17 protein-coding genes are annotated in these 24781 nt (G+C 59.0%); 2 read left to right on the top strand and 15 right to left on the bottom strand.

Annotation, left to right across the window (positions count from 1 at the left end; all coding sequences use genetic code 11):
* Positions 1-46: 46 nt before the first annotated feature.
* The 3 genes from GT571_RS07500 to pckA form a co-directional block, all read right to left on the bottom strand.
* Complete coding sequence (locus GT571_RS07500) at positions 47-496, bottom strand: MarR family winged helix-turn-helix transcriptional regulator (protein ID WP_161156410.1); 450 nt, start codon at positions 494-496, stop codon at positions 47-49.
* A gap of 170 nt (positions 497-666) precedes the next feature.
* On the bottom strand, positions 667-1386 hold the full coding sequence (locus GT571_RS07495; RefSeq protein ID WP_138374922.1) for a B3/B4 domain-containing protein: 720 nt from the start codon (positions 1384-1386) through the stop codon (positions 667-669).
* Between the two features lie 227 nt (positions 1387-1613).
* Complete coding sequence (pckA, locus tag GT571_RS07490) at positions 1614-3284, bottom strand: phosphoenolpyruvate carboxykinase (ATP) (protein WP_192934672.1); 1671 nt, start codon at positions 3282-3284, stop codon at positions 1614-1616.
* A 352-nt stretch (positions 3285-3636) separates the two neighbouring features.
* Between pckA and GT571_RS07485 the strand changes: the two genes are divergently transcribed.
* On the top strand, positions 3637-5211 hold the full coding sequence (locus GT571_RS07485) for a lipopolysaccharide biosynthesis protein (RefSeq protein ID WP_240136136.1): 1575 nt from the start codon (positions 3637-3639) through the stop codon (positions 5209-5211).
* Between the two features lie 317 nt (positions 5212-5528).
* Here GT571_RS07485 and GT571_RS07480 read toward each other — a convergent pair whose 3' ends face one another.
* Positions 5529-6368: a metallophosphoesterase family protein gene (locus tag GT571_RS07480; RefSeq protein ID WP_055252016.1), complete on the bottom strand. Its 840-nt coding sequence runs from the start codon at positions 6366-6368 to the stop codon at positions 5529-5531.
* A 253-nt stretch (positions 6369-6621) separates the two neighbouring features.
* On the opposite strand from GT571_RS07480, the gene GT571_RS07475 reads away from it, so the two are divergent.
* Positions 6622-8223 carry a potassium/proton antiporter gene (locus tag GT571_RS07475; protein ID WP_161156408.1) on the top strand — a complete coding sequence of 534 codons (1602 nt, stop codon included), beginning with the start codon at positions 6622-6624 and terminating at the stop codon, positions 8221-8223.
* A gap of 14 nt (positions 8224-8237) precedes the next feature.
* On the opposite strand, the gene GT571_RS07470 is transcribed toward GT571_RS07475, so the two are convergent.
* From GT571_RS07470 to GT571_RS07420, 11 genes are all read right to left on the bottom strand, one after another.
* Entirely contained in the window at positions 8238-8915 is a 678-nt protein-coding gene (locus GT571_RS07470; RefSeq protein WP_117776136.1) for a DUF3800 domain-containing protein, read from the bottom strand.
* Between the two features lie 155 nt (positions 8916-9070).
* Positions 9071-9268: a hypothetical protein gene (locus GT571_RS07465; RefSeq protein WP_161156406.1), complete on the bottom strand. Its 198-nt coding sequence runs from the start codon at positions 9266-9268 to the stop codon at positions 9071-9073.
* Between the two features lie 27 nt (positions 9269-9295).
* Positions 9296-10648 carry a hypothetical protein gene (locus tag GT571_RS07460; RefSeq protein WP_161156404.1) on the bottom strand — a complete coding sequence of 451 codons (1353 nt, stop codon included), beginning with the start codon at positions 10646-10648 and terminating at the stop codon, positions 9296-9298.
* Positions 10649-10722: 74 nt separating this feature from the next.
* Positions 10723-13056 (bottom strand): protease Lon-related BREX system protein BrxL, encoded by a 2334-nt coding sequence (gene brxL / locus GT571_RS07455; RefSeq protein ID WP_192934671.1) that lies wholly within the window; start codon positions 13054-13056, stop codon positions 10723-10725.
* A gap of 11 nt (positions 13057-13067) precedes the next feature.
* On the bottom strand, positions 13068-15776 hold the full coding sequence (gene pglZ, locus GT571_RS07450; protein ID WP_055252027.1) for a BREX-1 system phosphatase PglZ type A: 2709 nt from the start codon (positions 15774-15776) through the stop codon (positions 13068-13070).
* Between the two features lie 23 nt (positions 15777-15799).
* Positions 15800-16768, bottom strand: a complete 969-nt coding sequence (locus GT571_RS07445; protein ID WP_055252028.1) for a BREX-1 system adenine-specific DNA-methyltransferase PglX — start codon at positions 16766-16768, stop codon at positions 15800-15802.
* 176 nt (positions 16769-16944) lie between these two features.
* On the bottom strand, positions 16945-17535 hold the full coding sequence (locus GT571_RS07440; RefSeq protein WP_055252031.1) for a hypothetical protein: 591 nt from the start codon (positions 17533-17535) through the stop codon (positions 16945-16947).
* Positions 17536-17549: 14 nt separating this feature from the next.
* Positions 17550-17696, bottom strand: a complete 147-nt coding sequence (locus GT571_RS07435) for a hypothetical protein (protein ID WP_156333782.1) — start codon at positions 17694-17696, stop codon at positions 17550-17552.
* A 68-nt stretch (positions 17697-17764) separates the two neighbouring features.
* Positions 17765-20281 carry a BREX-1 system adenine-specific DNA-methyltransferase PglX gene (gene pglX, locus GT571_RS07430; protein ID WP_055252033.1) on the bottom strand — a complete coding sequence of 839 codons (2517 nt, stop codon included), beginning with the start codon at positions 20279-20281 and terminating at the stop codon, positions 17765-17767.
* 66 nt (positions 20282-20347) lie between these two features.
* A complete protein-coding gene (brxC, locus tag GT571_RS07425) occupies positions 20348-24010 on the bottom strand; it encodes a BREX system P-loop protein BrxC (protein ID WP_161156402.1) in 3663 nt (1220 codons plus the stop codon).
* Positions 24011-24088: 78 nt separating this feature from the next.
* The gene (locus GT571_RS07420; RefSeq protein WP_161156400.1) at positions 24089-24781 is read right to left on the bottom strand and encodes a BREX protein BrxB domain-containing protein; all 693 of its coding nucleotides are present in this window, start codon (positions 24779-24781) and stop codon (positions 24089-24091) included.

Raw genomic sequence — 24781 nt, 5'->3', positions numbered from 1 at the left:
AACGGGACGATGCAGTTGTTAATGGGAAGCAAATGCCTTGGCGGCCTTAGATCTCGCGCAGAGTGTTGAGAATCGTACGCAGCGACGCATACATCTGCTCGCGCTGCTCCACGCCCATGGCCTTGCCGGTGGTGTCGAGCACTTCGTGGATGATGCGGTCGGCCTCGTTCATGCTCTCGCCACCCAGCGTGGTCAGGCGAACCGGGGCGCGGTACTTGACGGCAGCGTCGCCCGAGTCATCAACCTCGACAAAGCCGCCCTCTTCCAGGTGTGCCAACGTGCGCGAAACGGCAGCGCGCGTCACGCCGGCCACGCGAGCCAGGTCGGCGCCGGTCATGCCGTCCTTGCTGCGCTCCAGGTAGTACAGGCACATAACGTCGGAGCCCTTGAGGCCCAGCCTTGCGCCCTCGGACGTCTTGATACGCTGAATCTCCTTGTAGAGCCCGCTAATCAGTCCGACAAAATCCTCAAAACGTGTCTCGTCGTTCTGCTGCATGGGAGACGACCGCCTTTCGCTTGCATGATGCTAACGGGTAAACATCTTAGCCGCACTCAGCGACTGCCGCCTCCACGCGACCCATTTGTTAACCCATCAACATAAAAACCACCACAAAGGGGACAGGCACCTTTGTGGTGGTTTGGGGCATCAATAGGTTCTAGGCGCCGCTACAGTTCCACGCAAGGATTGTCGCGGGTCACAAGCGTCTTAATGACAACCGTCGCTCCCAGATAGCGCTCAAGCAGCTCGGCTAAGCGATCGATCGCAGCCTGGCAATCCCCCATCCGCTCGGGCTCCACGCACTCAATCGCCAGGAACGCGTCGGCCGAATCATCGGACAGCGCCGTGCGAACGCCGTCGCGCCAGTTCCAGCAGCGGCACACGGCGCCTGCATCGTCGATGTAGGCGAGCTCGCCGGGCAGCGTCGGATCGTCCGCCTCCTCGCCAAGCGGCAAGAACGCATCGCCACCGTCGGTCACCTTCAGGCGAAGGTCCCCCTCGATCGCATGCAGATCCTCGCCTCCCACGGGCAGCGCGTAGGTCAGCGACACCGTGTTGTAAATATCCACCGCGGGCGTAATGTGGCCCACCGGCTTGCCTTTGAGCACGCGTTTGAGCAAGTTCTCGATCGAGCAGCGCGCGCCTTTCTTGGTCTTGAACAGACGATAGGCCTCGCGCCATGCCTTGACCGGTGCGTTCTCGCTGATAGTGTCGCTGGTCAGATGACGCTCCGCATCGATATTGGCGCGGTCGAGCAACGCCGCAATCGCATCCACGTCCTCTTGAGGAATCTGAGCCGTGGGCTTCATGCCCTCCACGACCACAACACCGACCGCTGCCTGCGGAAACAGCTCCCAGAATGAATCCTCGGCAATAAAGCTCTTCATACGCTCTCCCTTCATTGTGCGCGCCCGAGTGAGGGCGCCTAAACAAAAAGCGCCCTTACAACGGCCACCTTCAAAGTCCTACGGTGCCGTCACAAGAACGCTTGCGCTGTCCCCATCCGGAGAAGGGGACGATATGTCAGGCGTATTGTAACCCGAGTCATCCACGCGAGCAAAACCACCACAAAGGTGCCTGTCCCCTTTGTGGTGGATATGGACTCACGGCGAAGCTAGTGGCGGAGTCCCAGCAGGCCGCGGCCGCGATGACGGGCGTCGGCGTGTACTTGAGCGTGCGGACCGGCGGCTTTGACGGACTCGGGCAGGTGCGAGTACTTCTTCTCGAAGTTCTCCTCGAACATCACCGCCAGGTTGTGCGCGGCCTCGTCATAGCGCGCGGTGCTCTGCCAGTATTGGCGCGGCACCAGGATGCCATCGGGCACGCCGTGGCACGTCGTGGGAATGTCGACGTTAAAGATGTCGTCGTGCACGAACTCGCTGTCCTCGATGGTGCCGTCGAGGGCGCGCGCGACCAGCGAGCGCGTGTAGGCCAGCTCGATGCGATGGCCCACGCCGTAGCCGCCGCCAATCCAGCCGGTGTTGACCAGGTACACGCGCGTGCGGCCGTCGGCAATGCGCTCGCCAAGCATCTTGGCGTAAACCATGGGGTCGAGCGGCATAAACGGCTCGCCGAACAGCGAAGAGAACGTGGGCGTGGGCTCGGTGACGCCGACCTCGGTGCCAGGGATCTTGGCGGTGAAGCCCGTCACAAAGTGATACATGGCGGCGTCGGCCGTCAGGCGCGAGATGGGCGGCAGCACGCCAAAGGCATCGCAGGTCAAAAACAGCACGACGCTCGGGGTAGTGCCCATGCCCTTGGTCCACGCGTTGGGGATATGCTCGACGGGATATGCCACACGCGTGTTGTGCGTGATCGAAATATCATCGTAATTAGGCTTGCGGCCCTCGTCGAGCACCACGTTTTCGCAGATGGCGCCAAAGCGAACGGCATTGAAGATCTCGGGCTCGTGGAACGCATCCAAGCCCTCGCACTTGGCGTAGCAGCCGCCCTCGATGTTGAAGATACCCATGTCGGACCAGCCGTGCTCGTCGTCGCCGATCAGCAGGCGCGTGGGGTTGGCCGAAAGCGTGGTCTTGCCGGTGCCCGACAGGCCAAAGAACACCGCGGTCTCGTGCGTGACGGGGTCCATACTGGCCGAGCAATGCATGGGCAGCACGTCGTCCTCGACGGGCAGCAGGTAATTCATGACGCTGAAGATGGACTTTTTGATCTCGCCGGAGTAGCCGGTACCCGCGACCAAAATCACGCGCTCCTGGAAGTTGATGACCACGGCGGCGCTGGAGTTGAGGCCCTTGATGGCGGGATCGCACTGGTAGCCCGGCGCGGCGAGCACGCAGAAGTCCGGCTCGCCGGTGCGCGCGATTTCGCGGGCGAGCGGGCGGGCGAGCATCTGCTTAATGAAGAGTGCCTGGCTGGCGCGCTCGCAGGCGACGAGCAGTCGGCGCGTGTGGTTGCGGTCGGCGCCGGCCATGCCGCGGGTGACGAACACGTCGCGCTCGTTGAGGTAGTCGACGATGCCGGCCTTGATGGTCTCGTAGCTCTCGATCGAAAGCGGGCGGTTGACGGCGCCCCAGGCGATCTTGCCGTGCACGTCGGGCGTGTCGGCGATAAAGCGGTCGTTGGGCGAACGTCCGGTACGCTCCCCCGTCTCGATCACCAGCGCGCCGTTGGAGGCCATGCGGCCTTCGTTGCGGCGGATGGCATGCTCGACGAGCTCGGCTGCCGGCAGGTCAACCAGCAGGCGGGGCTGATTCTCGGCGGGGTCTTCGACCAGCGTAATGCCAAAGTTGGACAGAACTTCTGCAGGGGTAACACCAGGCATGGGGCCTCCTTTAAAAACGCGGCACGTGGACGCAGCGCGCACTTTACTCACGTAAAGCCCGTTGTACCCGATATGCAAAAACGTTTTTGCGGCAAGGGCGAAGCGCCCGCCCAACGGTCAAAAATCGCACGCAAGCGGCCTAGTCGTTAGGGACACTCTTGAACAGGCAACAACCAAGGAGCGACCCCGGATGCCGGCACTTAGGGACGTTCCCAAAGTGCCGGCACATAAGGAACGTCCCCAAATGCCGTCTACTGAATGGCGCCGCCGAAATTATCGAACAACCTGTTCAAAAACACGAACGAACACCGTCGCGTCTATACTAGAGCGTAGCAATAGAAAGGACTCCGCTTTGAGCATCACGCCCATCGATAGCATTCGCCGCGCCATCGCCCGCCGCAATGGCGTCGCCGACCCCACCGTATCGGACGGGGCGCACGGGCAGGGCGGACGCATCGAGAACGGCCTGTTCCCCGCATCGCACACCGCCGAGGAGCTCGCACGAATCCAAGAGCTAAGCCAGCGTAACGCCGGCGGTCCCGACAGCAGCCAGGCCACACGCCGTCGCCGCGAGCGCGATCGCCAGCCCGGCCCCATCCACCGCATGGTCAATGCCTGGTGGAACCGCCTGCTCGGAGCCGTCTACGGCGGCGGCTTCTCCACGCAAGAAGCCGAGTACGAAGATCACGCCACCCGTCGCGACTACCTTTGGAATACCCTGGGCACCGCCGTGTGGGGCATGGTGTTTCCGTTGCTCACCATCGTGTCCACACAGCTCGTGGGCGCCGAGGAGGCTGGCAAATTCTCCATCGCCTTTGTCACCGGCACGCTCATCATGATCGCGTGCAACTACGGCGTGCGCAATTTCCAGGTCTCGGACATCGACGAAAAGACGTCCTTTGCCTCTTACCAGCTCAACCGCTGGATCTGCGGAGCGCTCGCGCTGGCATGCGGCCTGGTATACAGCAGCGCCCGCGGCTACGATGCGCAGATGGCCACAATCGGCCTGGGCGTCTACCTGTATAAGGTGATCGACGGCATTGCCGACGTGTACGAGGGACGCCTGCAGCAGGCCGACAAACTCTACCTGGCCGGCATGAGCCAAACGCTACGATCCGTCGGCGTCATCGCGGTCTTTAGCGTGGCACTGTTCCTCACGCGCAGCATGCCCATCGCCGCCATGGCCATGGGCATCGCCGCGATTACCTCGCTCGTGCTGGTCACCGCCCCGCTCGCCCTGCTCGAAACCGAAAAATCACGCCGTATGAGTCTGCGCGAGGCTGGTCACCTGTTTATCCAGTGCGCCCCGCTCTTTGGTGCGCTGTTCCTGTTCAACCTCATCGAGAGCATGCCCAAGTTCGTGATGGAAGGCACACTGGCCTACAAATACCAGCTGTACTTTAATGCACTGTTCTTTCCAGCGCAGGCTATTTTGTTGAGCATTGGATTTATCTATAAACCGCAGCTCCTACGTCTGTCGAGCATTTGGGCGAATCCGCGCAAGCGTCGCCGCTTTGACTTGATTATTGTTGCCGTTATGGCACTGATCGTGGTCATTACCGGAGCGTGCGCCGCATTTATGGCAGGCCCCGGCATCCCCATCATGAGCTTTATGTACGGCCTCAACTTTGAGCGCTACCGCACGCTGGCACTGCTAATGGTTGTCGCCGGCGGCGTCACCGCGGCAATCGACTTTATCTACGCCATCATCACGGTGTTGCGCCACGCCGGCGATGTCACCAAGATCTACCTGATCTGCTTCGCCGTAAGCGTGGCGCTGCCGGTGATCCTGATTAAGCTGCTGGGTCTGATGGGCGCCGTGGTGAGCTACCTAGCCATCATGGCCCTACTCCTGGTGCTGCTGATAATCGAGTACGCCCACATCCGCCAGCGCATCGAGCGCGACCGCAACCCCTACGGCGCCTAATTAGCTGCCCCGGTCACCGGAATTTGCGATGGAATCGCCCCGGCTGGGGTCTCGTTGAAGACAATATGCATTACGTAAAACTAAGTGAGTAGATTTTTACCGAATCCCTGACCACACCGACAGAGCACAAGTCTGTGACCTGCGGTTTTATTGAGGCAAATATGTTGGGTGCTCGGCATTTCCAAAAAAGTCTACTCACTTAGCCAGCGGGCAGCCAAATGATTATTTAATCCCCGTCCCAGAGAAATCAATTAGCGGGCAGAAGGGCAAGAGTAGTCAAAAAAGCCCCGTCCCAAATTAGCTACCACTTGCACCGATTATTCGCCCGGGTTGATGTTCGCGTAGAACTCCGCCCCATCATCGAGCCGCAGGATGCCCACGCGACCGAACTCGGAGCCGGTGGCGGCGGCGCAGTCGATGTCGATGCGATCGGGCACGCCGGCGGTATCCTCGCCACCCAGGCGCACAATCTGCCCGCGGCCCGACTCCTCATCGAGCCCCGCCAGGCCGCCAACCTCGCAATAGCGCCCAAGCGACACCGTGGGCGTGTGGCCGCTCACCACGACCGGGCCCTCGCCCTCGGCAGAAAGCAGTCCCGTCGGCGCATCCCAATAGCCGTGACGAATCCACAGCAGGTCATCGGACGACTGCACGGCGAGCATTTGCCGCAGCAGCTCGCTATCGGCATCGACCGCTCCCCTGCCGTCACCGCAATCGACACCATGCTCAAGCAAAAACGCGCGCGCCGCCTCGGTCTGGATGCCGGCATGCACCAGCAGGTACGGGCGCTCCTCGGTCTCGGCCACCGCGTAGAGCGGCAGCGCGGCCATCCATCGCACGAGCTCCTCGTATGCCTCAAATTCCATGTCGTTGAGCTGCTCGCTCGTCGTCCAGCCACCGTTGATATCCCAGGTCTCGGCATCGAGCGGGTCCTGGCCAATGATGGCATCGAGCATGATCTGCTCGTGATTGCCCTTGAGCACGTGGGCGTTGGGCAGCGAGCGCACGAGCTTAATAACGCCGACCGGATCGGGCCCGCGATCGATCATGTCGCCCAGCACGTACAGCGTGTCGTCGGACGTCAACGAGATCTTAGACAGGGCCTCGTCAAGCGCACGCACGTGCCCGTGAGCATCAGATGTCACATAGATCGCCATGGTACGCCTCTCCTTGCATTGCGGTCTAAGCCCGGCGCCGCAACTAAAACTTCAAGTTGAACTTAAACGTTACCCATTGTACTCCGTTGCAATAAAGCTGGAAAGGGTTTCCGAGCAGAGGCAAAGACGGCAGCCGTCTATGACGATATCGCGCACGCCCGTAATCCGCCCCCATAAACCCACCACCTTTGGGTACAAATAACCGCAGACAACTGACCGTGCCACGCCAACCACCCAGGAGCGGACACTATCCATGAACCAGATACTTCTCTTTATCGGCCTCGTCATCATTTTGTGCCTGACCATCAAACCCGTCGGCAAAAAACTCCCCTTCCCCACCCTCCTCATCTTTATTGCGCTCGGCATGCTGCTCGGCGTCAACGGTCCGGCGCACATCGACTTTAGCGACTACGCGCTCACCGAAACCGTCTGCAGCACGGCGCTGCTGTTCATCATGTTCTACGGCGGCTTTAACACCAACATCGACCGTGCCAAACCCGTCGCCGCGCCCGCTGTGCTGCTGAGCACGCTCGGCGTTATCACCACCGCCGGCATCACTGGCGTGTTCGCACACTTCGCACTGGGCTTCGACTGGATCGGCGGCCTGCTGCTGGGCTCGGTCGTGGCGTCGACCGACGCGGCGAGCGTCTTTAGCGTGCTGCGCGAGCACAACCTGTCGCTAAAGGGCGGCACCGACTCGCTGCTCGAGGTCGAATCGGGCTCCAACGACCCCGTCGCCTACATGCTCACCGCGGTACTCGCCACCCTCGCGGCGGGTGGCAACATCGACATTCCCGTGCTGCTGGCCAAGCAGATCATCCTGGGCGTGGGGCTGGGCCTTGCCATCGGCTGGATATCCAGCCGCCTGATTGAGCGCGCACACGCAACGGCCGAGGGCGCGCAGACTATCTTTTTGTTCGCCGTGGCGATCGTCGCCTACGCACTGCCGAGCTACCTGGGCGGCAACGGCTTTTTGGCCGTATACCTGGCAGGCATTGTGCTGGGCGCGAGCGACATCACCGGCAAGGTCGAGATGGCGCACTTCTTTGACACCCTTACCGAGATGGCCGAGATGACGATCTTCTTCTTGCTCGGCCTGCTCGTAACGCCCGCACGCCTGCCGCAGATGCTGCTGCCGGGCCTGGCGCTCATGGCGTTTATGCTCTTCGTGAGCCGCCCCATCGCCGTCGGTCTGCTGCTGGTGCCCTTTAAGACGAACCCTCGCCAGGTTGCACTCGTAAGCTGGGCGGGCTTGCGCGGCGCGGCTTCGGTCGTCTTTGGCCTCTTTGCCGTGGTAGCCGGCGTTCCCGGCGGTCACGACCTGTTTGACCTGGTATTTGTGATTGCCGTATCGAGCATTGTGGTGCAGGGTTCGCTACTGCCGGCGGTGGCGAAGAAACTCGATATGATCGATGCGGCCGGCGACGTACGCCGCACCTTTAACGACTACCGCGACGAGGGCGGCATGTCGTTTGTAAAGCTCAAGGTGGGCGCTGGACATCCGTTTGCCGGACGCTCGCTCGCCGATATTGGCAGCGCGACGGACATGCTCGTGGTCTTGGTGCTGCGCGACGGGGCGCACCCGGTACTGCCCAACGGCGATACCGTCATCGAGGAAGGCGACCTTCTGGTGATGGCAGCCCCAACGTTCGAAGAGCGTGCCGAGGTTACGCTGCGCGAGGTCACCGTGACGCCCCACGGTCGCCTGGCCGGTCAGCGCCTGCGCGATGTGCCGCAAGGCAAGCATCCGTTTATTGTAGTGATGCTCAAGCGCGACGGCCAAACGATCATTCCCGATGGCAACACCCTCATATACGCCGGCGACGAAGCCGTCATCGCCACGCTGGCGTCGTAGCGGCCACAGGGCAGCTAATTTGGGACGGCCTTCTTTCTAACTTCTTTTAGTAAGCCTTTTTTAAACGCAGTACTACCACCAAAAAACTTCTGGTCAGTATTAGTCTGCTTATTTGCCTGATATTTCAGACTCGTGAACTCAATGGTACAGACATAGTCCGCGGCCTGAGCCAAATAGTAATCCGATGAAGTTGTCGGCTTATAGATAACTGCATTTTTAGCCAAAGCGTAATCGATTGCCTTGTGAAGCGCACTCGAAACCGAACCCTGTCCTCCGTCGTAGTAAATCTTTACAGCATCAAACTGCTGAAACCAACTCAAATTGTCGAATATGAAATCGATGATTTCACGCCGCATCGCATCAGCAATCTGTTTAAGAGTTCGGTACCGATGCGTCTTGAATACAAACACCTTGTACGAGATGGGCAAATGTCGAAACATAACTCGAAATAGTGAGAACAGCCTTTTTCTCTCGCTGATGCCCAAGTCCTTGAACTGATCTTTTCCATTCATGAGAGGAGAAGCATGGAACGGAAGAAGCGGCAATCCGCTTTCGGCTACCGCCCTTTCATATTTCTCTATTCCCTCAGCGATGGGAATATCTTGTTCATGAAAAACAAAGGCCACAAGATAGTATCTTTCACGAAGATCATCGCTTCCAGATTCATCAATAAAGATACTCAGCTCTCGCATGGGCAATCCTTAATAAAAAAGCCGGGGAAAACGTCCCCGGCACTTGGAAGCCCTCTCTTAAGAGATGACCACCTAGTTTATACCATGAAGTTTGACGTATGTTCAAGCATGAGTATAAAATACAAACATATGTTCGTCAATACCAAAGATGGCCATCATTCAGCGTCATCGTCGACGGCAAAGTCGCGGAGGTCGAGGCCTTCGCGTTCGGCTCGGGCTAGGAGCTCTTGGGGCGACTCGTCCTCGATATCCACTACGTTGAGCATAGCGGCCGGAAAGCCCACGCCCGCCGCACTCCCCGCGCGGTCGAGCAGGCTCTCGCGCAGCTGATCTACATCGACTTCGATTTTCATGGTGAAACCTCCCGCCAAACCAGGCCCTTACTCGTCAGCGCCGAGCGCATCCACGGCAGCGACAAAAGCCTCAACCTGTTTGTCGTCCATCTGCGTAGCCAAACGGCCCACGGGTTCATCGTAGGCGAACTGTACCTTATCGATAAAGCAATCCCAAGCACGCACGTCCACGCGCACGGCGGCCTCGCAATACTGGCTGAGCTTTTTGAGTCCATACCAAAACGCATTCACATGGCGCGCAGGATCCTCGTCCAGCACACCATCGTAGCGCCGTCCGTTAAACTCACGCATGCGCGCCACGGCAACCTCGAGCGAGTCGCCGCCGTCGACCGAAGCCTCGTCCACAAGCTCGGGAATCGCAACTTCGCGCCGAACATTGTGCCTGGCAGCACCGTCATACTCGCCCACCAACACGTCTTCGTCAAACCGATCATCGTAGTCGAAATAGCTACTGCCGCGGCAAATCCCATGCGGCGAACCGGCACCAAAGGCACAGAACAACCCGCCGTCGGTAACAACGCGCCTATAGGCCTCAAACGACTTCTTAACCTGAGCGAGCAACTCGGCAAGCTCCCCGGCATCGCACCCCGTCTCGCACGTAATGCAAACAAGCCCCGGCAACGATACCGGCTCCACCGTGCTCCCTGCAACGCGGGCAGCGCGTTCGGCCCGATACGCTTGGGCTGCCAAGCGCGCTCGCTGCGCAGCACCGCGCACATTAGTAAGCTCGCGCTCCAGCGCCACATCGCCAGCCACATCGCTCGCAAACGCGTCAGCACCCTGCGGCCCGGTCGCACTCAGCTCGGACTCAAACGTCGCCGTAATCATGCCGGCAAGGTCCGTTGTATCGGCGGTGCAACGCAGCTGCTCCAGCTGCGTGCATAGCAGATCGGCATCCAAGGGTGCGGCATCCACAACGCGCGCGTCACTCAGACGCGCCGCGCCCTGCAACACCAAAGCCCCCGCAGCATCGTATGCCGCACGAACCCTGTCCGCCGTATTGGCACGCAGCTTTACCTCGATAAACGCAAGCGTCTGCTCCAAGCGGGCCAACAGTTCGGCCTTGTCCTCCATACGCAAAAAGGCAGCATAGCGGCGCTCCATCTGCAGCGGGCCCACAACACCCGCCTGCTTGCGAGCGCGCGCAAGGGCCGCGCCCTCGACACGGCGAACATACCCGTCAACAGCCTGCACGGCAGAGTCGCGCGCAGCGTGCTCGGCAGCCTCGACGCCCCTAAGCACACCCAGCAGCTCGCGGGAGCGCGCCTTGCGCACCAACTCCCCACGATCGTACTGCTCAAGCGCCGTCTGACGCTTGGCCACCGATTCAAAGCCAAACAGCTCGTCGAGCAGCTCGCCAACAGAACGCTCGCCCGCCATGGCAAGGCCTCCTTACCCGAACACGCCAATACGCTCGCGGGCCCACGCGCACGCAAGCCCGCTCGCCCGCACTTCTACAGATCCAGCGCCTTCTTTGCGGCGTCGACCGGGTCGCCATCCATGTAGAACACCGGGCTCAACCCCGAGATAATCTCGGAGGAAACGCTCTGTAGGCCCGCGATGGCGCTCAGCGGCAAAATCACGCGCTTGGCGCCGGCGTTTTTGGCCACGCGCATAATGTCCTCGAGCCCACGGATCTCGTCCATAGAACCCGACATGCGCAAGATTCCAGGAATCGCCAGCGCGGGCATCACCGGGCGGTTGCAGGCCGCGGAGCACAGGCCCACAAACTCGGCGAGCGAAACTTCTTCGGACAGGCCCTTGCTCTGCAAGTCGTTGTAGAACAGCAGGTAGTCCTTGGAGCCAATGTGCATGCCCGGCGCCACGCGGTTCGCCAGGTTCACAAAGTTGTCGAACGCGGCCTCCAGCGTATCGCGCACCGGCTTGTTAAAGGCCACGCCCTCGTGCTTAAACTTGCACTCGCCGGCAACGGCCTTGTTCTCCAGCTTGTACACGGCGACCTCGCCGCCCTGCGATCTGCCCACGCCAAACACGTGACCGGACAGCAGCGGCCCGTCGGGAATCAGCGTGTCCTCGCTCTGCTCGGGCACGCGCACCACATGCACGTCCTGCGGGTTGTCGGCATCCATATAGCCCAGGTTGACGTCGATAAACTCGACGCCCGCCATAATCTTGAGCTGCTCCTTTACGCGGCGACGGCCCTCGATGGCATAGTCCAGCAGCCAGCGCACGTCGTCCTTGTCCATGGCCTCGTCGGGGAACAGCAGCTTGGCCAGGCCGCTAAAGGTCTTGCGCACGGCGATCTCGTCGCGCTTGTTAAAGTCGCTGTTAAAGCGGAAATACCGGTCGATATGGTGCGTAAAGTCCTTGCGGCGCATCTCCTTGCAAAACTCCGACAGGCAGTCGGTGATCAGGCCGTAATGCCCGGTCAGCAGACTCGAGCGCATCTTGGGAATCTCCCAGCCCGGCAGGTAATAATGGATACGGTCGAAAAAAGCCGAATCGTTGTTAAACTCCGGCGGGAACGGATCAAACAGGTGCGTGGTCTTAAGGACGTTTTGCACAGTGTCGTTGATGTTGCCCTCAAAGACCATGGAGGCATCGGCGTTGATCTGGTCGCGGCCGCGCGCGTAGCTGCCGCTCGCCATATAGTCCTTCATGATCTGCACGGCATTGGTGTCCTTAAAGCGCATGCCGGCGACCTCGTCGAACGTCACGCAGTCCCAGTGACCCACCAAGCCCACACGGTCGGCGCGCATGGAGTTCATGCGGCCGAACAGGTTGGCCGTAGTGGTCTGGCCGCCCGAAAGCAAGATGGCGTAAGGCGAGACCTCTTTGTAGATATGGCTCTTGCCGGTGCCGCGGGGACCCAGCTCGCACAGATTGTAGTTGCGCTCGATCAGCGGCACCATGCGCTCGATAAAGTGCAGGCGCTCCTTCTCGGAAAGCTCGCTGGGCTCATAGCCAGCCGAGCGCAGCAGCATGTTGAGCCACTCGTCGCGCGTAAAGTACTGGCGCTCGTCGACCATGGCATCCAGGTCTAGATTGGGCATCTGGATGGGCGTGAGCGACGCCACACTAAACGGAGAGTCCTCGGGTCCGCGCTTTTTGCGCTTGGCCTTGGAGCGGCGCGGCGCATCGTCGCCAAAGACCTCCATGCCAAACTCGTCTTCCTCATCCAAGGGGTGACGATACTCGATGCTCATAATGCACCAAATGCCGCCTTGCAGAATCTTGGAATAGTCGCGCACGTACTCGGCCGGCATCACAAACGGCTCGATGGTCAGATTGGCAAACGACGCCACGTAAATGTCTTTGTACTCGTCGAGCTTGGCCGTCACCTTATCGATGATGGTAAAGCGGCCCAGTTCGCGGATCTTGGACTTAATGCGCTCGGACTCGTCGGGACGCACGTAGTTATCGGTGAGGATCCTGCGGATGCGCTCCAAACCCTCTGCCACGGCATCCTCGTCGTCAGTTGAGCAGTACACGCCTAGCAGGTACTCCAGCACAAAGGTGGGCACGTTGGCGCCGCGCTTCATAAGGGCCGTCAGGTCCTTGCGCACGATCTTGCCAGCAAAGTGCTCGAGCAGTTTGCCGTCCAGCCCATCCATGTCGTAGCCGTCGCCCTCGGGGTCCTCGGCCACGGCCTGGTCATAGCCATCGGTCGAGGATTCACCCTCGGCGGGCGCGGCAGCTTCAACGGGCGCGGCGGTCTCAGCCTCCGCAGCAGGCACGGCCACCCCTGTAGGCACCGCAGCCTGCTCGGGCACATCCGCATCAATCGAGGGAACTTCCCACAGATCGTCATCATGGCTATCAAACATAGGGCACACTCCTAAAAACCAAAGTCAGCAACAGGGGCAAACGAAACAGCGATGGTGTACGTCTCGCGCCAAACAATCTTGCCCGTCTCGCGCTCGCGGCAGACCAGATAGTACGGACCCTTGGCCGAGAATCCATCCGCTGCATGCAACGCAAACTTGGCATGCACCACGCGCTCCTGCGAGTTAACAGAAGTCTTGTTGGCATGCGCCTTGACCGTATCGCTCACCTCGTTGCCACTTGCATCGGTAAACACCAGCTCGTACTCGCACGGCAAGACCTTACCTTGGGCAGGCTCTTCCTGGATCAAGTTGACCGAGAAGAGCGAGTTGGTCACTCGGCGTCCCTCGCTTAGCACGCGCAGCGTCGCCGCGCGCGTGTCGACAAAGTCCTTGGAACCCGAGCGCGCACGCCAAAAACCGATAACGGGCACGCAGAGCTCCTGCAGGCTCATGCCGCCGTGGACGTAGTTGTTAGTGCCGCCGGGACGCTTGAAGTGCACGTTCTCGCGCGGGGCAAACCCCTCAAAACCGGCACCCAAACGTCCCATGTTAACATTAACAAACACCCCACGCACCTCGTACGAAAGCTCGCCCACGGCCTCGTTGGGCGCCACCAGATGACGTTTGCCGTACATGACGGGAGCGTCAAGGACGGGAAGGTCCGGCTTGCCGAGCATCTGGCACTCGCTGAGCTCCCGACGCGTGTAGATAAAGCCGTGGTCCGCCGTTATAACAACACGCGCGCCCGGGGCGTCGGTGCACACGCGACGCGCCAACGCAGCAAGTTCCTCCACGGTGTCCGCACAGGCATCGAAGATGTCATCCTGCGTAGCGGCCTTCTCGCCCGTAGCATCGATCTTGTTGTGGTAGAGATAAACGAGCTTGGAGTCCTTGAGCAGCGCCTTGCGCTCGGTTCCCGCCATGTTGAGGTATGCGCTCGAGCGCAAAGCGCGGGCCGTAGACTCAACGTGGGCAAGCACGGCCTCGCGCTGCGGAGTCGTTGCGGTGGGCATGCCGTCAGCCAACACAAGCGAGCCATCCGCTGCAAGTTCAAGCGCTTGGTGCGGCAGCAGCGCGGGCATGCCCACCTCGGTGATGGAGGGAAAGACCGCCTGCATGCTAGAAACCCTGACGTTGCCGCCGCGCTCGCGCTCGAGAAGCGCCGCGACATCACGGGCCACCTCATAGCGCAGCGCGTCGCTTACGATAACGACCGTCGTCTTGGCAGAGCCCACAAAGGTGGGCAGCACATGCCAGTAGAACTCATCCTGCCGTGCAGGGCCATCGATGTAGCCGCAATCGGCCCACTCCCCTTGCGCAGCGACCGCCCAGCAGGCATTGGCATCCGCCAAGAACCAGTTACTGTAGAGATTCTCCGCCCAGTCCGCCACAGCGCGGGCAGGTTCCTCGAGCGCATCGCACTCGACGGAGCGCACCCGCAGATACGCGGTGCACATGTGGCGATAGGCAGCGTCCATGGCATACCAATCGGACGTGTAGGCATCCCACACCTGCTGGGGTTGCGCCAGATGGAACCCACCCGCGTGTGTCTGCCTAAAAGAGCACATATCGGCCACGGCAGCAAGTAGGTCAAAGTAGCTCTCAACACGACGGTACCAGCTTAGGTCGCAACGGCGCGCAGCAAATGCGCGCGCACTCTCAACACGGTCCGCGCCCTGAGCAAACGAGCTGAACAACTGTGAGAGCACAGCCTCGTTGACGCACGGGAACACGTCAAGCGAGACCAACGCATCGATTGGCAGGGTCTCGAACCGCGCAAAGAGTCCACGGGCATCCTCTACCAAACGGCAGATCTCAAATAGGTCCTCGCTCGATGCCTGGGCATCGGCGGCCTGGTCCCACGTACGCACCGCCTCAAGACAATAGGGGCCGTAGGCGGGAGCCACATAGCTTTCGAGTCCCTTGAGCGCCCCCTCGGGAAGCGCGGTGGATGCCGCCGTAAGGAGCACATGGGATGCAAGCATAAGCAGTGAGTCGCGCTCGTACAGCGGCCCATCAAACCCATAGCAGCGCAGCATAAAGGCAGAGAGGACGTCGCGCAAGCTGTACTTATCCACCAGCGCAGCCAGCGCCTCGGGGCCCTCGTGCAGCAGTGTGGCCATGCAGCCGCGCAGCACAAACGCGGGCCGCGCGTCGCCCGGCTCCTTGCCGCCAAAGATCACCGTAAGGATTCCAAGCTCGATATCGGATACGCCCGCGGCATGCGGAACACACGCGGCAAACTTAGCGCAGCGGGTCTTGGCATCAAAGAACGTCTTGTGCTCGCGCAGACTCTCACGCACGGCGTCGACATTCTCGATACCCAGCTGATCGGCCAAAAGCGAAAGATAGTCAGCCTGGAACTGATCGGCATACAGCTCAACATCGGCAAGCCAATCACCCTCAAGCCTGCCGCGCGGGCAACGGCGATACAACAAGATATCGTTCGCAAGGTCATCGCGGTTGATGAGCTTCTTAACGGCAAACATGCGGCCCTCGCAGGCTTCAACAAACCGCACCGGGCGCTCAAAGTCACCGTGGGCGGGCATAACGCCATCATCGGCCCCCGCGCCGTCGAAACCCTCGGCGGCCAATCGCTCAAACTCAGGAGCAAACTCACCGTCCGCATCGTGCCAAACCACAACACGGCGCGGCGCGCATGGGGACAACGGCTGCAAAAAACGCAGCTTGAGCTGTTCTTCTACATCGATCTTGGGCATGAATATCCTTACCGTATTTGCAGTTACTTAATCTTTGCCAGCACATCCTGAAACTTGGCGTAGTTGACCTTAACGCCATCATCCAGGTCGATCTTAATCATCTGGTCTGCCAAGTGGTGCAGCTTCTCCTCGTAGCCAATGGTCTCTTTGAGCTGGTCATTGAGCTTTTTCACGCGCTTATCCAAGCGCACGCGCTCGCCGCGCTCGGCACTGGCAAGGGCATCGTTGGCATAGCCGATCTGGGCACGGTAACGCTCCTGCTGCTCATGCACATAGTCGGTGCGGATGCGAGCCAACAGGTCGGGCTGATAGCGATGCATGTAAACAAGGCACTTGAAGCCGTTCTTTTTGCCGCTGTCGAACAGCCAGTAGATAGGGCGCTTCTTGTAGGTCTGACAGTGGTCCTTAAAGAAGTCCTTCAAAAAGTAGGTGCGGATGACCTCACGCGAGGTGCCCTTGCCGCCGAGCACCTCGGCAATAAAGGCCAGGTTCTGCTCGAGCGTCTCCTCGCCGTACACGGTACGCACAAAGTCAATAAAATAGCGCACGATGTCGTCGTCAAAGTACTCGTCATCGGTAATGGGCAACACGTTGTCGCCATCGGGCATAAAGGTCACGTGGTCAGGGTTGGGCATCTTTGCCAGATAGTCGTCGACCGTGGCGCCCTGATCGGCCAGGACCAGCCCGTCCACATCCAGCGAATAGCGGCCAAACATACAGCCCACGGCATAGCTTATGAGCGAGCTGATCTCGTCGCGCTTGGTACGCACGTATTTGTTGCCCTTATAGCTCTCGGGAATCTCGTCGGCGGTATCGAAGATGCGCGCCACCGAAACGTACTTATCCTCGACCTCGATGGGCACTTCGCCCTCCATGTTGTAGATCTTGGCAAAGATTCGGTTGAGCTCTTCCTCGTTAGCGCGAAGCTGCTCAAACCGCTCGTTGACCTCAGCCTTGCGGGCCTCGTATTTATCTTGAAGTAAAGTGGCCATAACTACAGACCTTTCAATTTATCAATACAGTAGAAGTTGGAAAACCCGAGCCCATTCCATCAATCAATAAACACCAAGACTCGTGAGCTGAAAAACAGCGAAAGCCTTCCGATGCTCGACCGATATCTTCAGGACAAGTCTGGCTATCAATAAATCCCATAAGTGAGAGACGACAACTACAATAAAGTCAATAAAAGATGGGACAGAAAAACGAATGCCATGATTAATGACAGGACAGTCAGGCCAGTTGATATTTTCAATCGCTTCCACATGTTGTTATGTTTCAAAAGGTAAGCCCGATAGGTAATGTTTAGGGAAGAGCAGTAGGACTTAAGCAAGTCCCGTTCCCTAATTTGCCCGCCCTCGTCGCAAGCCTCTTTGTAAGTAGTCGAATACCTATCAAATTGTTCAGAAGGAGATGCGAGTGCAATATTGCTCCTTAAAAATATTGCACTGACAGCTATAACAAGAGCACAGCCAAGAAGACCAAGAAGAATCAAATAGACAAACAGTATTTGCCTCGTTGAAATCCCATAAACTTCCTCAAGACCTTGAATATTTGAAATATAGTCGAGAGGTGCCAGGTACGCAACGGACAGAATCGTGATGGTAACCATGAGGTTATCAACGTAGCGATTTAAGCTATCCCCCCTCTCTTTTTCAAATTCAAGTGAGGAAAGAATAATGTCTCTCAAGTAATCGCTAATCTGCCCCTCCTTGGAGAGAGCGCTTTTATCGACGTCATGTCGCTTGTTCTTTTTGCCCATGAAAGTCACCTTTACTACTTGGTTTTTCGATCAGGTAAACCCGCCGGTTTTTCATAAGTAAATTGCGTTAACCTTGTTATGGGTCCAGGAATCGTGACCGGCTTCTTTGCTCCCGCCCCTTCATCTTTTCTTTTCTTGTCATCTTTCTTTTTTTCAGACATATTTAATTTCAATCCAATCTATCCAATGACGTTCTTTTGTTAAAGATAGGTGAGTCCTAACAAGACAGCTAAATTAAAGGATGACGCTTGAAATCCCAAGAAGTTTCAAACGAGTCATAGTCAGCCTTTGAAATTGAGCGAGAGTCTTCAACGAGTGAACAAACAGTCGGTTCGGCGGCCTTATCTTGGATGATCGGTAACTGACCGATTTGGCCTACCTCAAAGTTTAGAGTCGGCGACATAAACGCCAAATCAATTTCGGCAATGGAACAGTTGCAGAAAGCCTGGATGTATCGAAGCTCATTCGGCTCCGCAAAAAGACATGCTCCAGCTACCTCAAAAAGCATCCCTCGAGGTGCAAACCTAAAGGAGGCGAGGCTGGAAGAAATTTTAGACCAGGAAACTGCGGGCTTGAAATAGTCGTTCTGGTTCTTGATCACAAAATCAGGTGTAGAGAGATAGGTATACTTGGACAGAATTGCTTCCTTCATCTCCCGACCGTCATCAAACCAATTAACCACCTCATCGTAGTCACCCCACCACTTTCGATAGGAGCCGCCCCGAATAATCGGAAACCAACGGGAACCACTTTGCTTTGCCTCGGGCCTGCCACTGCAATCTCGCGATGTGTTGGAAGGCACCACTTCCCACCATTTCCTCAAAAAGCGGCCATTATCGCTCGTCGCCAAGCCCTGTCGCGGAGTAGCAATGGCATCGAGCCTCTTTCCTTTTGTGAACGATTCAACAAGAGCATCGCTGGCCCAGTAGGCTATGGGGGTGCCGGGGATTTGTTTGAAGGTGTCGGCGTTGCGGCGGTAGAACCAGCCACAGTCGGGGTTTTGGATGGCCTCCAGCGCCTTGGGAGCCTGAACCGCGGGGCCAGTAAAATCGGCAAGACGAACGTATCCGCCTTTATAACCATCGATATGCGAATTGTGATAGGTAAACGTGCAGATGGGCACGGTTGCCCCTGCAAAGCCAGAATACTCGAGCTGAATGAGCGTGGTTAGGGTCTTGTCATCGATAAGCCTATTTCGAAGCTTCTCGTAGCTACCGATAAACATCCAAACAAATGGAGTCATCATTCCGACTTCGCCGTGCTCGCCAGCAAAGTCCATAATGCGCACGATGAACGAAGAGAACAGGTCACTCTTCACGTCGGGATAATTTCTCTTGACCCACTTGCTCATGAATGGATTAAAGCTGCTGCTGCCCATATACGGAGGATTCGCAACGGTGCAGGTAAAACGACGGGACAGCTTCTCGCAGATGGCGGCAGCGCTTTCGAGCTTAGTTTTGGCCGTAGCGGCAAAAAGGTCATCGGAACAACTCGCGACGGCAGCCTTGAGCTCGTCGATCTCGTCCTCTGAAGGATTGAGCAGCGAACCGATCTCGCCCAAATGGCTCAGCTCCTCGGCGAGCTTCTTGTTGCCCGGGAGCTCGTCCTCTCCCAGCGGGATGCTCGAGAGCGCGGTAACGTCGGCGCGCACGGCGCGCTTGAAAAAGCGACGATCGTGCTCGCGGGCGCACATGGCAAGCGCCAGTTCCGCGATCTGCGCTGCACGGGGATCGATCTCCATGCCAGCGAGGTTTTTAGTAAGAATGAGCTCGGGAATTTCGCGCTCACGATAGCCGCGCTCCTCGTACATATGGAAGAGCAATTCGAACGCATAGACCAGGATATGGCCCGAGCCGCATGCGGGGTCACAGAGGGTTATCTCCTCGGGGCTCGAGATGCGTATGAAGTCCTCGTGCTCAGCATCGGGCTCGATGTAATATTCCATGCGCTCGCGCAGCGAACTCCCCGGGTTATTGAGCATCCACAGACGGCCGAGCGAGTTCTCGACCATGTAACGCACGATCCACTCGGGGGTGAAGAGCTGCGTGGCGGGCGCGATGTCCGCCGCCGCTGCCTTGCGCTTGGACTTGAAGAACTCGTCTTTAACGTCAGCGTTGTAGTACTGATACATCCAGCCCAGAACGGTCACGCCCTTGCGCCAGTCCTCGTCAGTGAGGACGGCATTGAGCTTGCCCACCACGCCGTCGGACATCATGAGGCCCTGGGGCAACAGCAGCTCCATGGCTCCGCCCACGCGTTCAAAGACGCCCGGTAGGCAATCGGCAAGCTCCTCGCACTGAGCAACAAACAGGTAGCGCCACAGCGGTTCATCCAAGCCCGCCATCTTGAGCTCGGCTATGCGATCGGCATCGGCCGTCGCTATCTCCACGTCCAGTGCGTTCTCCACGGCCTCGCTACCATGGCTGCCGTCCGCACGACTTAGTATGCGCATGCGGCTGGGAAGCCATCCGCGTGCATCCATAAAGCGAATGGCCACGATGCGGTTGAACCAGGTGTAGGCCGCACGGTCGCGCAGCACCTCGTGACCCACCTCTGCCTGCATGCGCAGCAGTTCGTCGCGTTGCTCAATCTCAGCCGGACTTAGGGGCAGGCCGCTAACGGTCTCGGACCCAACGGGCGCGGGTGCAGGTTCGGTGATGCCGTAGCGCACCATCTGCGCCTCCACGCCTTTGATGAGCTCCGTACGGGCCCAGGTGCAGAAGCTCTTAAGAGCAGAATCGTTCATGGTTGATGAGCCTTTCTAAACGCCATAAGCCACCGGTGCGCGCTTTGGCACCGGTGGCTCCGCGGGTTAGTTGATACGGATCTCGTCGTTTGCAGCGAGCGCCTGCATAAGGCGGGAGCGCAGGTCGTCCACGTAGCGCTCCACGTCCCCTGCGGACAAGAGACGACTCGGCTTGGCCAGATCGGCGCGGCGCACAGTCTTGATCTTGCGCTGGGGCACGGGTGCAGGCGTGGGCGCTGACGACGCAACGGCCTTGTTGGAGATCTTCTTGACCACCTCACCCGTACTCGTGACCTCGGTGGTGCGGCGCTCGTTGTCCATACGCATGCGGGCCGCATCCACAACGTCGTACATCCCGTTGGTTGCTGCGCTGAGCCAGTTGGCCCAGTTAGTCGCGGCAACACTCAGCTCGTTGAGGCTTTGAGCACTGTGGGCACGGTTTTTGAACGACTCGTATTTGGCGCCGGCGTCTGCTATGGCATCCTTGGCTTGATTGACAAAGCCCTTTTGACTCTCAGCCTGTGCCTGCAGGTCTTGCAGATCGCTCTCGATTCGGCACAAAAACTCATTGCGGCGGATGCCCAGCAGCTTTTTCATGTCGTCCTCGACGGGATCCATAAGCGGCTGCAGGTCTTTAATGCGGCCGTAGGGCTTGGGATCTTTGAGAACCTCACGCACCTTTGCCACATTCTCAACCGCGCTGGGAATGTCATCGGAGGCATACTCGATACCCTCGGTGCGGCTCAAGAAATCCTTGGCGTGGTCAAACGCTGTTCGCTGGTTGGACTCGAAGAACTCAACCACCTTATCAAAGTCTTCCTTGGCATCGAGCAAACGCTCCTCATGCTTGGTGAACGTGGTCAAGAACGCCTCGGCCTCGTTCTGGTCCTTAAGGACGTCGGCCACCTCCGAGCGCATCTTCTCGCACTCGTCCTCACCGGGATACGGGTAGGCCGGCTTGATGCCCGTGTAGTAGTCGCGTGCCATGGCGAGGCACGCCTCGCGCAAGCCCTCAAGGCGCTCTTTGAGCTCGGCCACGAGCTTATCCTCGTTGGAGGGCACGGTCTTGAGATCAAACAGATCACGCATGAGCTCGCCCGTGGCGCGCAGCAACCGGTCGCTCATGCGCACGCGCAAGCGCACCTGGGCCTTATCGGCATCCTTGCGCAGGAGCGCCACCATGCGGCTATCGTTAGCTTGAACCGTCTGGCCGCCAAACAGCACCTGCGCGCGCTGCTCCACCACAAGCTGCGCCACCACATTTGCGATGTCGACCTCGCGCCAGCCAAAGGGCCTTTGCTGGTACTGGCGCTGGATATCGCCCATAGCGGTATCCAGATGGCGCTGGTGCTGCACTTTGAGGTAGTCCTCAACCTCCTTGAGCGCACGCGTGTTACCCGCGTTCATGCCAGCGAGCCCCGCTTGAACGTTGCCCGCCAGAGTGGAGCGGATATCGGAATCGCTCGTGACCGGCGCGCCGATATAGCCGGCCTTTTCAAAGACCACATCGCACAGCTGCGCCAGCACCTGCTCAAAGACCTGGGCGGGTTTGGCAGCACGGATCTCAATCATGCGCCCGTTGACGGCGCATCGTGCATGGAGCACCGCCTCAGCCAAAAGGGCGTCAGCCTCTTTCTCGTTAAAGTCCTTCTCGCGCATTTTGGCCTCGACGATCTGGCGGGTACTCGGCGGTAGCTCCTGCAGGTTGCGCGTCTGGGCGTACATGCGAATCTTAGCGGCGTTGACGAGTGGGGCCCAATAATCCACCTCGTCGCTCAAGGCCACGATGGCCTTATCCACGGATTTCAATGCCAGCTCGGCATCGTCCGCACGGCCCAGATTGCTGGCCATGGTCACCACGGATAGTTCCATGCCGCCCATGTTGGATCCATGAATCGAGCCATCCACGTAGCGGTCAAAGGGGAAGTCGTTGGTCCCGCGGTTGAGTTTGCGCGCAGTGTAGATGCTTTCGAACAGGCGCTTCTTGATGTACTCAATCACCTTCGCGTTATCGATCGGGGTGCGTGCGATCTCCTGCGCTATCTCCTGCTCCTTGTCGGTGAGGAAGCTATAGGTATCGCCCTGGCGTGCCACGTAGCTCTCGCGCTCCAAGCGGGCGAGAGATTCCTTGACGCGGTCCTTAAGGGCGCGCTTGTCCACGTCCAGGCTATCGATCATAAGGATGGAGATGTTCTCGACCGTGGCCTTGACGTAGCCGATGTAGCGGATCAAGTACAGGAGCTTGAGCACCTGGACGTCGTAGGGTTCAAGGCCCTCCGCGTTCTCGGCCGCACGGACCGCGCGGTCAACCACCTGGCTGATGCCGTGCTCAAGATCTTTGGAGATAGTGTCGAAGAAGCGCCAGAACGGCACGAGCGCACCGGTCTGGTCATGCTGGATGGCCTGAGCGCTCTCCTGAAACGCGCTCAGCATGGAGCGCTCGCCCGTGGACATATGCTTGGCCTTAACACCATGCTTGCGTACCTCGGTCATCACGTCGGGCAGAAGCTTAAACTGGTAGCCCACAAACGGGTAGCTGGCCACAAAATCCTTGGAGTTGGCGAAGCCGGCAAGGTCGGAGCGCGAGCCCCCCTCAAAGGTAAAGTTGTTTTTGAGAACGGCGGCGTCTTGCTCGTAGACCTGTGCAAGCATATCGGCCGCCGGCGCGGTCTTCTCGAGCACACGGCGTTGGATGACCTCGTCCACGCTGGAGCTGGAGAGCGAAAGGCGGGTATTGAAGCGGCCTTGGATCTTTGAAAAGTCGTTGCCCACGGGCAGGCTCAGGTTGTCGATGGCCTCCTGGCTCGTGACCATCACCCACACGCGGCCACCGCAGGCGGCACCCAGCTCCTCGACGATGGTCTGAAGGCTCAGCATAAGGCTTGGGTCCTGGTCGTTTGTAATAAACTGACCCACCTCATCGACCATAAAGAGCAAACGGAAGTTGCCACCGTGGGCCGCTGCCTGAGCGTCCACGTAATCCTTGACCTTTTTGGCAAAGACATCGGGGGCCAAAACCTCGTCCTCAGAACCCTCGAGCCAGTTCCATGCGGCCTTTTCGCTCATGCCGAGCACGCTCTGCAGCACCTCGACGACGTCGTCCTCAAAGTAGCTGTAGGTGTCGCGGGCCTGGAGCCAGGACTCGCCGTTGACGCGCTCAAAGGCCTCGCGGAACTCCTGGGTCTTGCCCAGGGAATCGATGTAGTCCTCGAGCTTTGCAAGCTTGAGGTCCTCGCCGTAGAAGCTGCGCGCCTCGTAGAACATGCGCTCAAAGCCGCGAAGCAGCGCCGTGGGAGCCGTATCGCCCTGCTTCCACTGGCCCGCCTTGCTATCGATGTTAAAGAGGATGGCCTGCGTGGGCACCGAGCAGGCGCGCTCCATGGCAGCCGCGACCATGGGGTCGACGATTTTGCCGTCAAAGTAGCGGATGGCGCTCTTGCCGCCGATCTGGCGATTCTCGAGCAGGTAGCTCAGCATCTTGAGGAAGTGCGATTTACCGGAACCGAAGAAACCACTGATCCACACGCCGATCTTGTCGGTGCGTGCATCGATGGCATCGCCGTAGGCCTTGAAGAACGTGGCAAAGTGCCTCTGCAACTCGCGCGTCACCACGTACTCGTCAAGCTCCTGGCGGATGGACCCATCTTTTGAATCCTGGACCTTGACCACGCCGTTGATGGAGCGGTTGATGTCTTTTGCAAAGAGGTCGCGAATGATCGTGTTGTCCATGGGTGCTCCTTTGGGTTTGGGAACGTTATGGCAAAGGGTTGTTACCGGCGGCAGGGACTTGCCTGCGGGGAGCCGTGCTTACGAGATATCGATGGCGCGGTAGTAGTTGTCGGCCGGCAGACGGTTAAAGAGCTGGAAAGAAGAGCCGTTGAAACTGCCCGGATAGGCGGCGACCACAGGCACCTCATCAAAATCCGCAAGCATGCAATGGAGAAGCGTGTGCATGCGAAAGAATGGGAAGACCTCGCCCGCGCCGGTGAGGAGAACGACGTCTCCAGGCGCGTGCGGCTCGGTCTGCTCAAGGATGTACGCGGCGACTTTCTCGGGCGAGGCGAACTTGGCCACGTCCTCGAGCACGCGCTGGGTACCGCGGCGCTCCTCTTGGTGCGGGATAGCCTTGAGGACACGGCGCTTTTCGAGAATTGCCAGCACGGCGTCGTAAAGGTTCACGACCTTGAGCGTGCACGGAAGCTTGTCGGCCTCGGCATCGCGTGAAAGGGTGTCAAATAATGCACGCGCCTCAAACTCCAGCGCGGGGTCATAGCAAAAAGTGTGGAAGCCGATCTCATTGCCTATGCCCTTGTTGGCCAAAAAGTCCTCGCTGCACAGGCACTCGCGCAGAAGCTGCGCACGGCGCTCAAATTCCTGACAGGCGCGCTCGAAGCGGGCATGCGCCGCCACGACGCTCTTGCGGGAATGGATGCCGATATTGGTGGTGAGATCGGTCGCCGGGGTGATAACAGGGTCGACGGCGCTTTTGACGGGAGCCAC

This window comes from Collinsella aerofaciens, from assembly GCF_009876115.1.
Taxonomy (GTDB): Bacteria; Actinomycetota; Coriobacteriia; order Coriobacteriales; family Coriobacteriaceae; genus Collinsella; species Collinsella aerofaciens_N.
The sequence above is the reverse complement of the archived record's forward strand: the minus strand, read 5'-3'. Positions and strand labels throughout refer to the sequence as shown.

Coding starts and splice junctions, on each gene's coding strand:
- GT571_RS07480 (WP_055252016.1), bottom strand. CDS start 6,368: ATGGCGATCTATGTGACATCTGATGCTCACGGGCACGTGCGTGCGCTT.
- GT571_RS07460 (WP_161156404.1), bottom strand. CDS start 10,648: ATGGCGGGCGAGCGTTCTGTTGGCGAGCTGCTCGACGAGCTGTTTGGC.
- GT571_RS07470 (WP_117776136.1), bottom strand. CDS start 8,915: ATGCGAGAGCTGAGTATCTTTATTGATGAATCTGGAAGCGATGATCTT.
- pglZ (WP_055252027.1), bottom strand. CDS start 15,776: ATGCCCAAGATCGATGTAGAAGAACAGCTCAAGCTGCGTTTTTTGCAG.
- pglX (WP_055252033.1), bottom strand. CDS start 20,281: ATGAACGATTCTGCTCTTAAGAGCTTCTGCACCTGGGCCCGTACGGAG.
- GT571_RS07495 (WP_138374922.1), bottom strand. CDS start 1,386: ATGAAGAGCTTTATTGCCGAGGATTCATTCTGGGAGCTGTTTCCGCAG.
- GT571_RS07445 (WP_055252028.1), bottom strand. CDS start 16,768: ATGGCCACTTTACTTCAAGATAAATACGAGGCCCGCAAGGCTGAGGTC.
- GT571_RS07435 (WP_156333782.1), bottom strand. CDS start 17,696: ATGTCTGAAAAAAAGAAAGATGACAAGAAAAGAAAAGATGAAGGGGCG.
- GT571_RS07465 (WP_161156406.1), bottom strand. CDS start 9,268: ATGAAAATCGAAGTCGATGTAGATCAGCTGCGCGAGAGCCTGCTCGAC.
- brxC (WP_161156402.1), bottom strand. CDS start 24,010: ATGGACAACACGATCATTCGCGACCTCTTTGCAAAAGACATCAACCGC.
- GT571_RS07475 (WP_161156408.1), top strand. CDS start 6,622: ATGAACCAGATACTTCTCTTTATCGGCCTCGTCATCATTTTGTGCCTG.
- GT571_RS07440 (WP_055252031.1), bottom strand. CDS start 17,535: ATGGGCAAAAAGAACAAGCGACATGACGTCGATAAAAGCGCTCTCTCC.
- pckA (WP_192934672.1), bottom strand. CDS start 3,284: ATGCCTGGTGTTACCCCTGCAGAAGTTCTGTCCAACTTTGGCATTACG.
- GT571_RS07500 (WP_161156410.1), bottom strand. CDS start 496: ATGCAGCAGAACGACGAGACACGTTTTGAGGATTTTGTCGGACTGATT.
- brxL (WP_192934671.1), bottom strand. CDS start 13,056: ATGTTTGATAGCCATGATGACGATCTGTGGGAAGTTCCCTCGATTGAT.